The organism is Candidatus Dormiibacterota bacterium (genome assembly GCA_035544955.1).
GTDB lineage: Bacteria > Chloroflexota > Dormibacteria > CF-121 > CF-121 > CF-13.
On sequence record DASZZN010000014.1, the window covers coordinates 1 to 14,379 of the forward strand.

Genomic DNA, 14,379 nt, shown 5'->3' on the forward strand with positions numbered 1-14,379 from the left:
CCCGGTACGCTTCCAAACGGACACCATTGGTTCAGGGTTACGCGCTGGTTGGAGGTGTGCCGCCAGGCGCGCCGCCAACTTCCCTGGCGGTAGTACCAGCCCTTCAATGATAACGATGCTGTCATATCAGTTGATAAGTGGCGACTTGGGAGAGATGCCCCCGAAAGGGTATAGAGTGAACATGTCTCGTTACACTGATCCGACGGGCCGGCGCATATACTTCGGCAAGATCGCGTCCGACCTGCGGGCGCCTTTTGGAGCCTCGTGACCACCGCAGCCGCCGCTGGCCCGGCCCCGTCCTCGCCGAGCGAGCGGGTCGGCCTCGACAAGCCGATCTACACCATCAGCGTGGCGTCGGAGATCCTCGAGACGCATCCGCGGACGCTGATGATGTACGAGCACCTCGGCATGGTCGTCCCCAAGCGGACCTCGACCAACCGCCGGCGCTTCTCTCAGCGCGACGTCATGAAGCTGCAGACGATCCAGAAGCTCACCCGGCACCATTCTGTAAACCTGGCCGGTGTGCGCTACATCATGAAGCTGCTCAAGCTGCTGCAAGAGCATCAGCTTCCGGCGCCCGTCGAACTGCGCGATATCGACGTTTCGCAGCTGGACGTCTGAAGCCGGGTCGCGTCTGATTGCCCCGACCTGTCGTTGGCTACCCCGCTGAGCCGCCTGACGTTCGTGCGCCTCGAGATGCGACGCAGTGCCATGTTATCGACAGTCCGCCGAGGATATTTTCTGACTGTCGCGGTGTTGACAAGCCGCGTCGTCGTTTCTATAATCCGAAATAGTTCTCTTGCCCCCCTCTTCGGGCCCTCCCTTCGGAGGGCCTTAACTTTTCTGGGGCCGGTCAGCCCCGGCCGTATGCCTCGCGAGGAGTCCGACGTATTGCTTCCCGTAAAGGTCGCGATTCGATGCACCAACTTCGTCTATACTGCTTCGCGCCAAGGGGAGTGTTATGGAAAGTAAGACGCGCCGCAGCGCTGGCGCGAGCCCGGCCAGCCAGGCGACTCAGGTCGACGAGGACCTGGTCGACGTTCTCCTCGTGGAAGACGATCCGTCCGTCCTCGAGATGTACCGGCTCAAGCTGGAACTCGACGGCTACCGCGTCAACACCGCCCTGGACGGCGAGGAGGGCCTCAAGAAAGCCGGCGATCTGAAGCCGGACATCATCTTTCTCGACATTCGCCTGCCGAAGATGGATGGGCTCGAGGTGTTGAGGAAATTGCGGGCGCAGGAGAAGACGCGCGAGATTCCGGTTATCATCCTCTCGAACTACGATGAAGAAGACCTGGTCGCCCGAGGGTTGCGGCTTGGGGCACACGAGTACCTCATCAAGGCGCGCACCACGCCGACCAGCCTCTCAGAGGGCATTGAGGATTGGCTAAAGGAGTAACGCGCCGCGCGCCGAGCGATACAAGCCTCTCTCTTGATAAACCCATCTATACGATCAGCGTCGCCTCGGAGATTCTGCAGACGCACCCCCGCACGCTGATGATGTACGAGCACCTCGGCCTGGTAGTTCCCAAGCGGACCTCCACCAACCGGCGGCGATTCTCGCAGCGGGATATCCGCAAGCTGCAAGCCATCCAGACGCTCACCCGCCAGCACGGTGTCAATCTGAACGGCGCCCGCTATGTGCTGCGGTTGCTTCGCATCCTGGTCGATAACGGGCTCTCTGCGCCGCCCGAGCTCCGCGACCTCGACGTCAAAGAACTGGACGTCTAACCGCGCCGTGGCGCCGTCCAGCCGCTCGGCGCACTCGCGCTTAAGAACGTGCGCTCGTGTGCTCGCACAAGCGGCATGCGGCGCCGGCGCTGATACGCGCGAAAGCGCGGGGCCCCGAGGGGCCCTATCCGTTACGGTAGAGCAACATCTTTGCGGCGAATCGATGGCCGAAATGTTGTCTTCGATCGGCGCCGATACGGTATGAGCACGCATGAGCTTCCGGCCAGACAGCCCGCTGAATCGACTCGTCCTTCTCTGGCCCGGCGTCCCGATTGCGGCCTGTGCCCTGGGCTTTGTCCTGGCCGTTGTCGAGATCTCGGAAACCCATAGTGGCTCGTTCGCGGCCCTCGCCATCGCGATGGGCTGCGGGTTCGCCTTCAGCCTCGGCCTGCTGTTCCACAGCTTCTTCATCGAGTGGACCGAGGTGATCGTGACTCGCGAGGGGATCGCACTTCGTCCGGTCGGCCACGCCTGGCTCAATCGCCGACCTCGCCTGGTCCCGTGGGATCGCGTGCAGGGGATGAACCAGGTCATCACCCGCAAGGGCGCTCACCTGGAGATCGCCGCCGACAGCCAGGTGCTCAAGCTGGATCGGGCGCTGTTCCGCGAAGACACGTTCCAGAACATGGTCGCCGCCCTCTCGCAGCGGACTCGGCAGTGGGGTCCGGCCGGTTACGACGACGAACTGGCCGCCGCCGCCTGATTCAGCGCCTCGTCAGCTGCGGTAGTAGATCTGCGCCGAGTGGACCGCCTGTCGGTACGCGCCGTAGCGCGCCTGCAGCGTGGTGCGGTCGCCGAACCACGGGTCATTGATGTAGAGGGTGTGGCCGCTGTGACCGGTGATCACGACGAAGTGCATGCCACCGTTCAGTCGCACCTCCGCCACGACCAGCCGGCCCGTGTCGAGCTGGGCTTCAACCAGTGACTGCGGCGGAAGGTCCTCGATGTCCTGGTCGTCGGTCCGCAACTGCGAAACCATCCCCGGGACATGGAGCCACTGCCACCGCACCGAGCCCTGGGTGGCGGCGCCGGCCTGCCGCCAGAGCAGCAGGTCATTCTCGATGTAGCCGCCGTGGGCGGTGAGCCAGCGGTTCAGCTGCTGCGGGTTTGTCGAGTAGCCATAGGCCGCGGTCACCATCGTCACCGCGGTCAGAGCGCAACCCGATGAGCCGATCGTGTCCACTGGGTCGCTGCCGAGCGCGTCGCGCGACCACTGGTGTGAGCGTTGGCTGAAGGTGGGGACGGACGGCGCGGCCGCGGCCGAGAGCCCGGCGGCCGACCATGTCGCAAATGCCAGCAAGCTTGCCCCCAGCGCGCGGCGCCACCCCCGCTTCACGGGGCCAATCTTAAGGTCGAGGCTGGGTCAAGTCCAGTGGTTGCGGTGTCGGCTTTGCCTTACCAGCGCGGATTGTTACCGCCTGGTGACAGCGCCGTCAGCGAAGCAGGCTGGCGAGGTCGCCCTCGTAGCGGGCGAGCGCCAGCCGGGCGTCGAGCACGTCATCCGTGGTGATCGGCGCTCCGAGCTCATCGACCGGCTCGTCGCGAACCTCGATCACCGGCGCGGCCGCCGTCTCGGCCGCGATCGCCACCGCGATCACCCGGACGTCCTGGCAGTGCGCGCAGGTGACCTTCACCAGGGACTGGTCGTCCTGATGCGTCACCATCTCGAGCTGGCAGTCGGCCAGGCTCTCCCCGCACTTGGGGCACTGAAACCGGCCCGCTTGCCGGCGAAGGATATCGAGCATGTCCACGGCATTTTCCTACCCGCGATTCCCGGGAAACAAACGAGCAAAGCTGATACCGCCAGGACAGTCTAAAGCACTAATGGCTGAGCCTCAGTTGCTGCCATGACGATCGTTTGCGGGGGGCGCTGACGCGGGACGATACTCGCCACCGGCATGCGCCTTCCCGTCTACCTGGGCGCGGGCGCCATCACCACCGGGATGCTGCTTCTCGGGGGCCTGGTCGCCACCGAACTGAACCCGGTGCCGGTCGTCAACGTGGATGCCATGGAGCTCGATGGGGCGTCCATCCTGTCGATGCCGCTGCCCGAGGTATCGCCGCGGCCTCGCCTCGTCGTCAGGGTGAGCCACCCGCTTCGGCCGGGTGACTGGCAGCTCTTCATGGACGGCCGGCCGGTCCTATTCGCCGCCGCGCCGACGGCGACCGAGCTGCGCGTCGCGCTTCCCGGTCCGCTTGCCCTGGGCAGCCGGCACACGGTCCAGCTGACGGCAGGGGCGATGCATGTGCGAGCGGGGTTCCAGGTCGTCCCACCATTGGCTGCCCAGTTGTCGATGCACCTCTATCACCTGAAGGCCGGCGCGCTCGCCAGTATCGCGGCGACCGTCCGATTCTCGCGGGCGGTGGCCGACCGCACCCAGGCGCAGAGCCACGTGCGGATGACGGGACATCCCACGATCACCTGGCGCGATGCGCAGACCGTCGACCTCGTCTCCCCTGGCTTCGGGTTGGGTGACCACGCCGTCCTTTCGGTTGACGCTGGTATCCAGGCGGCTGACGGGACCTGGAGCCGCAAGGACGAGAGCAGCGAACTCTCCGTCCCATCGACCTTGACGCGCGTGCTGCCCGGCCGGATGGTCCAGATGTACTACGTGAACACCGATGACGGCCGCGCTGCCTTCTTCGCCCACGTGCATCAGATCGACGTGCTGAGCCCCGGCTGGTACGACGCGAATGCCGACGGGAGCATCACGGGTTACGCGCGACGCGACATTATTGATGCTGCGCACGCCGCCGGCGTCGCGATCATTCCGCTGGTGGTCAACAAGGATGTTGATCCCGACGTCGGCCATGCGATCCTGGCGGATCCGACCCGGCGCGCCGCATTGGCCCGCAATCTGGTCAACGAGGCGAAGACCTACGGCTACGCCGGGTTCCAGCTGGACTTCGAGCAGATTCCCTGGACCGACCGCGGTCTCTTGACCGCGCTCGCGCAGGATTGCGCTGACGCCTTTCGTCCCGCCGGGCTCAACCTATCGGTCGCGGTCATTCCGCGGCTGCCGGGCGACGATGGCGCGGGCGGGGCGCTCCTCGATTATTTCCGCCAGTGGTCCGGCGCCTACGATTTCGCCGCGCTCGCAAAGGTCGCCGACTTCCTGTCCTTCATGACCTACGACGAGCACAACGGGGTGACGCCGCCGGGGGCGGTCTCCGGCACGCCCTGGATTCGTCAGGCGCTCGAGTTTTCCTTGCAGGGCGTCCCGCCCGAGAAGGCGACGCTCGGGCTACCGACTTACTACCACGATTGGACGGGCGTCGGGCGATTGACCTCGAGCTCCTACGCCGACGCGATGATCCTCGCCCAGGCGCACGGGGCGACGCCGGCATTCGATCCGACCGAGGAGGAGATGCATTTCGGCTACAGCGCCTGGGGTGTGCACCATGAGCTGTGGATCCAGAGCCCGGACACGTTGCGGCTCAAGCTGGCGCTGATGTACGAGTACGGGTTGAAAGGGATCAGTGTTTGGCGGCTGGGCTTCGAAGATCCTTCGTTCTGGAACCTGATCCCGCCGCGGCAATAGGCCCTAATTTCCCTCCCCGTCTGGGGGAGGGCGGGGTGGGGGCATGGTCGAGTGGAGGAAACAGCAGATCGTAGAGACGTTGCTGGCGGCGTCGCGCGCTCTCGTAGCGCGCATGCACGCTGGCGCGCGGCCGGAAGCTGCGGCCGCGTCCCGGCCGGGTCGACCACAATTTCGGTAGTTTGCCCAGGGCGTGGAGGACGAGCAGGGCGGCCCCGCGGCTCGAGGCTTCCGGCTCTGGCGAGGTCGTTACCAGGAGATTCAACGTGTCGGCGAGCATTTGGCTCCACGCCGGCGAATGGATCAACTGCCCGCCGGTGGCAATCACCGATTCCGGACGAGGCACGACCCTTCGCATCGCCGCGGCGACCGCGACCAATTGGTAGGTGATCGCCTCCATCGCCGCGCGCAACATCTGCGTTGGCTGGGTGCCGAGCGAGAGCCCGGCGATCACCGCTCGCGCATCGCCGCGCCAGTTCGGGCTCCGTTCACCAGCCCAGAAGGGAAGGACGGTCAGCCCATGGCTGTCGGGCGCGAGCGCGCCGGCCGCGCGCTCGAATTTTTTCTTGGGCTTGAGGCCGAGGGTCTCGGTGAACCAGCGGACCACGTTGCCACCCTCGCTCAGCGCGCCGCCGAGCACGTAGCGGTGGCGGTCGACCCGGTAGACGAAAACGCCCCAGGGGACGCTGACGCGCCTGCGATCGAGCAGCACGCGCAGGGCGCTCGAGGTCCCAATCGTGGCGCACGCCCAGCGAGGACTGACGCAGCCCGCGCCGATGTTCGCCAGCCCACCGTCGCCAAGCGGTAGATACCAGGGCACGTCACGCAGCTCGGGCCAGCGTTTGGTCAAGCTCGTTCGCAACGAGCAAGCCGGCTGATCCCAGTCGCTCAGCGGGGAGAGATGGTCCTTCGTGATCCCGGCCAGTCGCAGCGCGTTCTCGTCCCACTGGCAGCGGTTTACGTCGAGTAGTCCGGTGCCCGACGCGATCGAGTGGCTGACGCGGACGTCGCCGTGGAATTCCTGGTAGAGGTATTCGCCCAGCGACATCCAGCGTGCGGTGCGACCGACCGCGGCGCGGCGGGTGGCGCGTAGCCAGCGGAGCTTGGCGGGCCAGTAGCTGGCGTGAAAGAAGCACCCGGTCCGTGCGTGGTAGGCGCGCTCATCGAAGTGGGTGCGCATGCCCCGGGTTTCTTGCGCGCTGCGCGTATCGGCCCAGGTGAGGAGCTCGGTGGTCGGTCGACCTGCGCGATCGACACCCATCAAGCTGTGCCAGTAACAGGAGACACCAACGGCGAGGATGGCGACCTTGTCTTTGCACGCCGCCTTCAGCGCGCCGTCGATGCTCTGGGCGATGAGCTTGACCAGCGTGACCGGGTCAGAAGAAACCTCGCCCGCGTCGGTCGTCCGGACCTTGTACGGCAGGTCCGACATCGTCGCGTCGACCATCGAACCGCGGGCGTCGTAGACGACCGCACGGACGGAGGACGTGCCGAGGTCGAGTGCCAGAACGCCGTCGCCGGAATGGGTCTTGGGCATAGCTGAATTCTGAACGACCCTCTGCTAGACTGTCCCAGCCTAAGCCGACCGCTGGGGCGTGGCCAAGTGGTAAGGCGCCTGACTCTGGATCAGGTAAACCTAGGTTCGAATCCTAGCGCCCCAGCCATTTTCGCTATTTGCCGCTGTGACGAGGGCATCGAAGGGCTTTCGCAATTCAAATTCCAGCGTTCTGCCCTTGAGGACGCGGTTCGATGTCAGCAGACCCACGAGCTCTCGCCGTTGCTCCGGATCGGCCCGCTCGAATATTTGGGGAGCCTGCGCGATCAGTTCGATGAGCTTGCTGCCGACCTCCATGTAGGCGCCTTCAGCGTGCTGATGGCGGGCCAGGTCGCGGGTTAGCTCGCAGCGCTTCTCCTCAAGCACGTCGAACCGCTGACGGAAGAAGTCCTCTGAGATCAGCCGATGAAGGCGATCGTCGTAGAGGCGATCCATCAGAAGCTCTTGCTCTTTGATTTCGGTCCGGATTTCTTCGACGACCGTCTGGTGGTAGGCGCGCTGCTCCTCGCGGCTCTTGGCGATGCCCCGCAGCAGCCACGCCTTGACGTCCTCCGGGATGGCGATGCTGGCCAGCAGGGCACGGACTTGCTCGTCGAGCTGCTCCTCGCGGATGTAGGTCTTGCGGCAGGCTTCCTCGCCGGCACAGTGGTAGTAGACATAGCGCTTCTTCTTCAGCTCCGCGGTGAGGTGATGGCCGCAGGAGCCGCACGTCAGCAGGCCCTTGTATGCGAAGTCATGTTTCTGGTAGACGGGCTTCTCGTGGGCGCTGAAGGCCGCCTGGACCGCGTCCCATAGCTCGCGCAAGACCAACGGCGGATGGCTCCCGGCCCAGGTTCGTCCTTTCCAACGAAAGTCGCCGTAGTAGAAGGGATTCTTGAGCAGCCATTGCAGCTGGCTGAGGCTGATGAGCTTTGCTTGTTTGGTGGTGGCGAGGCCCTCATCCCGCAGCTTCTTCCGTAGCGTCTTGAGCGAGTAGGCGCGGGTCGCATATAGCTCATAGGCGCGACGGACCATCGGCCCTTTGACCGGATCCGGGACGATCACTTGGCGATCGCCTTCGCGGACGTTGCGGTAGCCGAGGGGCGCCTGGTGCGGAAAGCCGCCTTCCTGGACCTTTTCGGCCATGCCCTTCTTGACTTCGTCCGAGAGGTTGTCGATGTAATGCTTGGCCAGTAGCACCATCATTCCGAAGGAGAGCTTGCCTGCCGCATTGTCCGGAAAGTCCTGTTGCCAGAACAGGGTCTTCGCCGGTAGCTCGTCGATGGTCAAATAATCCCGAAGGTTGCGGCAGAGGCGATCGACCTTCTCGCAGATGATGGCGCCTATGGTCGCGTCGTGGCGCGCGGCTTCGACCATCCGCGAGAACTCCCGGCGTCCGGGCTCCTTGGCGGTCTCGACGTCAACGTACTCGGCGACGATGGTAAAGCCGTGGCGCTCCGCGTACTCGCGAACTCGCTTCAACTGGACCGGGATCGAGTAGCCTTCGCGCTCTTGCTCTTTGGACGAGACTCGCGCGTAGGCAAAGGCCGGAATGATTACGCCCTTGGTGCGCGTCGTTTCGATGTCTCGCTCGATCTGCTTCGCCTTCACGCGGCTTCGTCTCCGTCGGTCGTGGACAACTCGCGGGCCCCGAGTATAGAGCCACTGATGCTCGCGAGCAAGTCGATAAAGCGAAACAGATTGCCTTCAACCTCCGTCAGGTCCTCGTCGGAGAGCGGATGGCCATAGACCGCCTCCCAAACAACACGCGTCGTCGGTGCATCGCCCCACCCTTCGGCCGATTGCTCGACGTCGTGCTGAGGGGGGCTTGACTCTGGCCCTTTCCCCGCGCGTTTTTGGGTCAGGCCACCTCCCCGCCTCCAGGCCTGCGCTCCCACCAGCTGCCTCGACCGATGCAGTCGGCCATCGTCCGCTGTGAGGTCTCTCGTGCCGCCAGGTCTGTGAGGCGTCTGCGACGAAGGCATTTAAGGTCGACCGGCTTCGGCTCATCAAGTTCCTCGTCGTCATCCTTGCCCGAGTCGGATTCTCCGACCGCTGCCCAGAGCGGGCCCAACGGGCCGACATGGTCGATGCGCTCGACCGTGGTGGTCCAGAACCGGCAGCAATCAGGCCCGGCGGCAACGAGCTCGCGAGCCACGTGGTGGAGCAGCTCCTCGCGGCTGCTGCGATGCAGAACAAATAGCACATGCTCGCGGTCGGCCCCTTTTGTGTCGTTGTAGAAGCCAACGTAGGTCCGAAGCTTCGACCGTAGGCGGCTCACGGACTCTGTTCCACGATCCCATTCCAGGTCGAAAGCCACGACACGACCACGCGCGACGTAAAAGCCTTCGCCGTCGGGCGTGGCGATCGGTCGTCGATGTTGCTTCGCCCAGACGCGCCGGCTGATGCGGCAGCTCTCCTCGCCGATCCACAGCCACAATCCCTGGTCCACGTGCAATCGGCTGGCCAGGGCAAGATCCACGAAGAACCCATTGGCCTCGAGATCGTGGGTGACGTGCCAGCAGTGGTCCCGGGCATCCTCGGCGCGGCGGATGTAGGACCAGGGCGAGTGGCCCCGAAATTCGGCCAATAAGCGCCCCCCGCGGGGTGTCAGAAGCAGCAGTGAAGGCCGGCGGGTAAGGCCGGGGGGATCGATCATGTGCCATCGATAAATGAGGCCGTGATGGGAGAGGAACTGCAACCGCATTTGCGCGGAGCGGATGCCGTGAAAGAAGAGCTGCTGGATCTGCAGGGTGCTGAGGTAGCGGTAGTCGTGGAGAGCCTGGAGGATAGACAGGTCACGTTGGGTGAGCGAGCGTAAAAGCCGGGAGGTGGTTTCCTGGGTGAGGAGTGAACTGGCGTGTTTGCGGAGATCGCGAAGAATAGAGGGACGACCATGTATGGGTGTCCGTCCCGGGGTGGGAGCGAGCGTTTCCCGAATTCGCAGAGGCTTCGCGATGGGGTTCGTTCCCTGAACCGCAGGTGGAAGCGAAGGGGCAGGAGCGAAAGCGGTAGCGAGGTCCTCGCGTACGGCGCTCAGGTACGGGCCGGGGTCCCAATGGTCGTTGGCGAGGTCGCCTTCGCCCGGGTGACGCGCAGGCATCAAGCCGTCTGCGTCTTGGTCGTCGATCGTCATTCGCTCAACTCGAGAATCGTTGCGTTCGTTGTCCTCTTACTCTCTGAAGAGTGAGTCCGGCGTCGTTTTTTGGAAGCTCATCTTTTAAAGGACCTGGATTGGCGCTGGTTTTCGGACATCCATTCCCTGAACAGCCGGCGCGTCGCCTCTTTTCGGCGTCCTATCTCTAAAGAGCCGCTTTTTCATCTCGTTTTCATGCATCCGGTTTCACTCACTAAGGAGTGAGTCCGTTTTTCATCGCTCTCTAATCCTTAAAGGCCTGTCTTTCGGACCGTTCGGTTACATCGGGGTTCTCCGATCTCGACAGAGTGGGTACAGTTGCGGGATCTACGTGCCCACTGGTCTGCCCACTCACCGGAGCCATGCGCTAGGCAGCTGCTTTGATCTATCTTCGGAGCTGGGCTTCGAGAGGACTGAGAGGAGGTACGGCCGATGGAGCAGGGCGAATTCGACGAATTTGTCCGCCTAATGCGTCGCTACGGGAGCGAGGAACTAGATCAGTTCGATCTCTGGCGCTTCTCAACCCGCTACGGACCCGTTTATGTCGAAATCAAGCGCGAACTGATGCCCGGTGTTTCACCAGATGCGTATGTCGATCTCGACAAGGGCCGGCCTTCACGTTAAAGCTGATGTCGACCATCGCCTTCACGGCCGGCCTGTCAGCCTCCTCGGTGAGTGGAAACAGGCAAGCATCTCTTCTTGGTGTCGGGGCGCGATCACCTCAGTTCAGGACTCTGTTTTGGCGAGGTAGGATCGAAGCGCCTTAAATGGGGTCTGGATGATCCTCCTCTTCGTCGGTGAGCATTTCGGCGATATACGTGGCACTGGTGCGTTCGTCATGGCCATCTTCGAACACCACACGGTCATCGTCACCGATGGCGGTGAATTGGCTGACCGCCGCAATACGTCCATCGATGAGCCGTACAACGGTTCCGACGTTCGGCATAAAGTTCATACAGGGATTGTAGGTACGTTAGTGATGCTGCCCGCTAAAGAGGAGGCCTGCTTCGGCTCAGGGATAAGGAGCCGAGGCAGCCAGGAAGCAAATCGCCGCCCAGCTGGTCGAGCAGAGTTGCCAAACCTGACCAATTGACCCAGCCATCGCCTTCATGCGGCAGCGACGCGAGATTGACCAATTCGGTCGCCGCATCGTACTGTCGCTGCAGGTGGTGGACGAGTTCGCCGATTTACTGACAAACCATCGCCGCAGCGTCCAGGAGCGCGTGGCGGCCTTTGATGGTCTCGGCCCCGATCTTCACCCTGCCGTCTGGAAAGTCATTAGAGACGAAACCGACGATCTGACCGTCCGAGCGGCCGCGGTTCGTGCCGTAGGACGTTCACCCGGGGCCATCAATCAACTGACCCGTCGGTTCCACCCGCCTGCTCTCCGCAAGGTCGCTATCGCCGAGCTCGAACGGCTGGCGCAGCTCGGGCTTCCCCCGTACTTCGAGGAACGGCTGCGGGCGGATCTTCAGGAGTTGGAGCGAGATCCGGGAGGCTCTCCGCTCATCAACCTCGGCAACACGTTTGGCCGAGACCGGCGCGTCATCGAGGCCGCACGTCAAGCTACAAAAGACTCTCGACCAGACGTTCGCTCGGCTGCATTCACGGTCTTGGGACAGCTTGGTGAATTCGATGAGGTTCTAGACAGTGTCAGCGACTCCAGCTCACACGTTCGAGCGCACGCCGCACATCTCATCGGCCTCTTGTCACTGGCGCGCCACGAGGATATCGCCGCACTGGAGGGCCTCGCTGTCGACCCTGACCAAGAGGTCCGAACCGAAGCCCGAGTGGCACTGCGGCGCTTGGAGGCGTTGCCAATGCCGGTAAGCAAGCCGCGGCAGGCCCATTCCGGTGACCCCGAGTGGGTGGAACTTCTCAGCAAACTGGCCGCTAGGGTTATAGGCGATCGGGAAATGGCCGTGGAACTGCCGGATGAGGCTCTGGAAACAGGCTGGCTAGGTGCCCGAGGCGCAAGCCCGGCAGAGTTAGCGGACGTGGAGGCGCGGCTTGGCGTTACCCTGCCCCCTTCATATCGCGCTTTCCTGCAGACCTCCAATGGTTGGGGACGGCTGTCACATGCCGTTGAGCGCCTGCTTGCTGCCGGTGAAATCGTCAAATTTGTAGAGGCCGAGCCGGAATGGGTCGCGGCATACGAGCGAACCGAGGAATCATCCGGGCTCTCGACCGCCCTTCAGATCAGCACCGCCTATGACGGCGGCGTGTGCTTGCTGATTCCCTCACAAGCCGCGGAATGGGAGACCTGGTTCTTTGCCAACTGGCTCGCGGGGGCTTGGCGTCATGAAAGCTTCCTTGCATTCATGCGCTCGGAGATGGAGCGTCCCTGAGGGCGCGGACAGAGACAAGCTACGGTTCAGTCTCGCCGCGAACGCGTTCTCGACCTTCGCCAGCAGAGTTGCTAACCCTGACCAATCGACCCAGCCATCTGCCAGACCGACCGCTGCGTCGCGTTGTACCGCGGTGAGCGCCCTCGCCGACCTCGCACGCTTACGCAGTGACGGCAACGGGCTCTACGGGAGCGGCGACCGGCTGTTCAGCAACGCAATCTTCGGCCGCGACTCGGTGACGGCCGGCGAGACGCTGCTCCACCTGCGCCCCCACGTGGCGCGCGACATCATCCTGACGCTGGCTCGGCTGCAGGGTACGGTGGACGCCCCCGTCGGTCCCCACAGCAACGAAGAGGAGCGCGGCAAAATCCACCACGAGCACCGGACTCTGTACGTCGACGGCCGGCGGATCTCGCCGGCCTCCGAGCGGCTGCTGAGGGAGCAGGCCGAGCGGTGGGGTGGCGATGAGACGACCCTGACCTACTACGGCAGCGTTGATGCGACGCCACTCTTTGTCCGCCTGGTGGCCCGCTACTGCGCGACCCACGGCGAGTCGATCCTGGCGGATCGTGTCACTCGCCGCGACGGCGGCCAGGTCACGGTCCGCGAGAGCGTCCTCGCGGCGGTGAACTGGATCACCGGGAAAATGGACGCCTCCCCGCTCGGGCTGGTCGAGTTCCAGCGCCGAAACCCCCACGGCATCCCTTTCCAGGTTTGGAAGGATTCGAACACCTCGTACGTCCACCGCGACGGAACCCTGGCAAACTCGGACGCCGCGATCGCCGCCGTCGAGGTTCAGGGCTACGCCTACGATGCGCTACTCGGCGCCGCGCGCCTTTTCGAAACTCGCGCGGCTGAGTGGCGTGACCGAGCGCAATGGCTCCGCGAGTGCGTCATCGGCAATCTCTGGATGCCGGCTGAAAGCTATTTCGCGATGGGCCTCGATCGAGACGGCGGTGGCGGGGCCAGATGGATTGAGAGCATCGCGTCCAACGGCGCCCTGCTGCTGGACACCGCACTATTCGATGGGCTTCCCGCTGCCGATCTGTATGTGGCCGGGCTGGTGCGCCGGATCTGCAGCCCTGACTTCATGACCGAGGTCGGCATCCGCTGCCGCAGCGCGAGCGAAGGCGGCCTGGTGGACTTTCAGGACTACCACGGCGAGTGGACCGTCTGGATGAAGGAGACCTTCGACATTGCCAGGGGCCTTGCGCGGCAGGGACTGCCAGGGCTGGCCCGCCAGCTGGGCATCCGGCTCCTCAACGCGGTCAACGTCGCCGGCGCTCACGTCGAGTTCCTCTACGTCAGCCCCGACCAGCGAGTCATGTACGACTTCCGGGCTCGCGACCTTCGCACCGCCGAACCGGAGGTGATCGCCGGCACTAACCAGCCCGAGGCGCCCATCACTTGGACGGTGACAGCGGCACTCGCCCTTAAGTCGTGGCTGGGCGGGAACCGGAAGTTCCTCGGCACAACGGGTGCGCCGGACACGCATCCCTGGCGCCGGGCCCTGGAGGCCGAGGCGCTGGAGCAGGTTCCGGAACTGGCTGTTCATCGCAATTCGGAGGAACTTCGCAATGCTTATGCCCGCCGCGGGGACTTCGTCCTCGACCTGGAGGGCGGCGTGCAGCGGGACCGGCGCGCCCGAACGTGTGGGCGGGGTAGCGACAGGCTGGGTAAGATCGCCGCATAGATGTATTAGCCGCTTGGTAGTTGCGGCCGGGTTTAGCCTCAACCTGTTGACTGCTAACTAGAATCACCCTCGGCACGGGCCGAAGGATCGGGGAGCTAATAGGCGACCCAGCGCATCAGGGATTGCTTGGCTCAGGTCGACAAAGAGAGTTGCCAACCCTGACCAATTGACCCGGCCATCGCCTTCAAACCCGCGCTTCTCGTGCGTCTCGTTCACCGGGTGGTAGCATCGTTACTCCGATGCGTTTTGCGGCGTTACCGGTTGTGATGGTCGCAGAAAGCGGAAGGGAAAGATAAACCGTGCTCCGGGTTGCCGCGTTGGCGACGGCATTCAGTATTGTGCTAGCCGCCTGCGGTGGATCGCCGGCAGGCTCCAAGGGCTCACCGCCGGTCGGCAAG

At 64.0% G+C, this 14,379-nt stretch carries 14 protein-coding genes and 1 tRNA gene; 10 read left to right on the forward strand and 5 right to left on the reverse strand.

The window, feature by feature from the left end:
* Positions 1 to 264 precede the first annotated feature (264 nt).
* From VHK65_05240 to VHK65_05255, 4 genes are all read left to right on the forward strand, one after another.
* Positions 265 to 621: a MerR family transcriptional regulator gene (locus VHK65_05240; protein ID HVS05555.1), complete on the forward strand. Its 357-nt coding sequence runs from the start codon at positions 265 to 267 to the stop codon at positions 619 to 621.
* A gap of 340 nt (positions 622 to 961) precedes the next feature.
* Positions 962 to 1,399 (forward strand): response regulator, encoded by a 438-nt coding sequence (locus VHK65_05245; protein ID HVS05556.1) that lies wholly within the window; start codon positions 962 to 964, stop codon positions 1,397 to 1,399.
* Positions 1,384 to 1,731, forward strand: a complete 348-nt coding sequence (locus tag VHK65_05250) for a MerR family transcriptional regulator (protein HVS05557.1) — start codon at positions 1,384 to 1,386, stop codon at positions 1,729 to 1,731. Before VHK65_05245 ends, VHK65_05250 begins: the two co-directional genes overlap by 16 nt.
* 211 nt (positions 1,732 to 1,942) lie before the next feature.
* Entirely contained in the window at positions 1,943 to 2,434 is a 492-nt protein-coding gene (locus tag VHK65_05255) for a hypothetical protein (protein ID HVS05558.1), read from the forward strand.
* A gap of 12 nt (positions 2,435 to 2,446) precedes the next feature.
* Here VHK65_05255 and VHK65_05260 read toward each other — a convergent pair whose 3' ends face one another.
* Both VHK65_05260 and VHK65_05265 read right to left on the reverse strand, forming a co-directional pair.
* Positions 2,447 to 3,067, reverse strand: a complete 621-nt coding sequence (locus VHK65_05260; protein HVS05559.1) for a C39 family peptidase — start codon at positions 3,065 to 3,067, stop codon at positions 2,447 to 2,449.
* Between the two features lie 97 nt (positions 3,068 to 3,164).
* A complete protein-coding gene (locus VHK65_05265) occupies positions 3,165 to 3,482 on the reverse strand; it encodes a hypothetical protein (GenBank protein HVS05560.1) in 318 nt (105 codons plus the stop codon).
* Positions 3,483 to 3,629: 147 nt separating this feature from the next.
* On the opposite strand from VHK65_05265, the gene VHK65_05270 reads away from it, so the two are divergent.
* The gene (locus VHK65_05270) at positions 3,630 to 5,273 is read left to right on the forward strand and encodes a glycosyl hydrolase family 18 protein (GenBank protein HVS05561.1); all 1,644 of its coding nucleotides are present in this window, start codon (positions 3,630 to 3,632) and stop codon (positions 5,271 to 5,273) included.
* Here VHK65_05270 and VHK65_05275 read toward each other — a convergent pair.
* Positions 5,209 to 6,807, reverse strand: coding sequence for a gluconokinase (locus VHK65_05275; GenBank protein HVS05562.1), 1,599 nt, complete (start codon positions 6,805 to 6,807; stop codon positions 5,209 to 5,211). The two genes, VHK65_05270 and VHK65_05275, sit on opposite strands and share 65 nt — an antisense overlap.
* Positions 6,808 to 6,859: 52 nt before the next feature.
* Between VHK65_05275 and VHK65_05280 the strand changes: the two genes are divergently transcribed.
* Positions 6,860 to 6,934: transfer RNA gene (locus VHK65_05280), tRNA-Gln, on the forward strand.
* Here VHK65_05280 and VHK65_05285 read toward each other — a convergent pair.
* Complete coding sequence (locus VHK65_05285) at positions 6,907 to 8,415, reverse strand: recombinase family protein (protein ID HVS05563.1); 1,509 nt, start codon at positions 8,413 to 8,415, stop codon at positions 6,907 to 6,909. The two genes, VHK65_05280 and VHK65_05285, sit on opposite strands and share 28 nt — an antisense overlap.
* Positions 8,416 to 8,665: 250 nt before the next feature.
* Positions 8,666 to 9,940, reverse strand: coding sequence for a replication-relaxation family protein (locus tag VHK65_05290; GenBank protein HVS05564.1), 1,275 nt, complete (start codon positions 9,938 to 9,940; stop codon positions 8,666 to 8,668).
* A 432-nt stretch (positions 9,941 to 10,372) separates the two neighbouring features.
* On the opposite strand from VHK65_05290, the gene VHK65_05295 reads away from it, so the two are divergent.
* From VHK65_05295 to VHK65_05310, 4 genes are all read left to right on the forward strand, one after another.
* On the forward strand, positions 10,373 to 10,564 hold the full coding sequence (locus tag VHK65_05295; GenBank protein HVS05565.1) for a hypothetical protein: 192 nt from the start codon (positions 10,373 to 10,375) through the stop codon (positions 10,562 to 10,564).
* Positions 10,565 to 10,718: 154 nt separating this feature from the next.
* Positions 10,719 to 11,033: a hypothetical protein gene (locus VHK65_05300; protein HVS05566.1), complete on the forward strand. Its 315-nt coding sequence runs from the start codon at positions 10,719 to 10,721 to the stop codon at positions 11,031 to 11,033.
* 16 nt (positions 11,034 to 11,049) lie between these two features.
* Positions 11,050 to 12,288 carry a HEAT repeat domain-containing protein gene (locus VHK65_05305; GenBank protein ID HVS05567.1) on the forward strand — a complete coding sequence of 413 codons (1,239 nt, stop codon included), beginning with the start codon at positions 11,050 to 11,052 and terminating at the stop codon, positions 12,286 to 12,288.
* 133 nt (positions 12,289 to 12,421) lie between these two features.
* On the forward strand, positions 12,422 to 13,981 hold the full coding sequence (locus VHK65_05310) for a hypothetical protein (GenBank protein ID HVS05568.1): 1,560 nt from the start codon (positions 12,422 to 12,424) through the stop codon (positions 13,979 to 13,981).
* Positions 13,982 to 14,379: the final 398 nt, after the last annotated feature.

What these genes read in the sequence shown, in the direction of transcription:
- VHK65_05255 (HVS05558.1), top strand. Translation starts at nt 1,943, where the DNA reads ATGAGCTTCCGGCCAGACAGCCCGCTGAATCGACTCGTCCTTCTCTGG.
- VHK65_05290 (HVS05564.1), bottom strand. Translation starts at nt 9,940, where the DNA reads ATGACGATCGACGACCAAGACGCAGACGGCTTGATGCCTGCGCGTCAC.
- VHK65_05295 (HVS05565.1), top strand. Translation starts at nt 10,373, where the DNA reads ATGGAGCAGGGCGAATTCGACGAATTTGTCCGCCTAATGCGTCGCTAC.
- VHK65_05305 (HVS05567.1), top strand. Translation starts at nt 11,050, where the DNA reads ATGCGGCAGCGACGCGAGATTGACCAATTCGGTCGCCGCATCGTACTG.
- VHK65_05275 (HVS05562.1), bottom strand. Translation starts at nt 6,807, where the DNA reads ATGCCCAAGACCCATTCCGGCGACGGCGTTCTGGCACTCGACCTCGGC.
- VHK65_05270 (HVS05561.1), top strand. Translation starts at nt 3,630, where the DNA reads ATGCGCCTTCCCGTCTACCTGGGCGCGGGCGCCATCACCACCGGGATG.
- VHK65_05245 (HVS05556.1), top strand. Translation starts at nt 962, where the DNA reads ATGGAAAGTAAGACGCGCCGCAGCGCTGGCGCGAGCCCGGCCAGCCAG.
- VHK65_05300 (HVS05566.1), top strand. Translation starts at nt 10,719, where the DNA reads ATGATCCTCCTCTTCGTCGGTGAGCATTTCGGCGATATACGTGGCACT.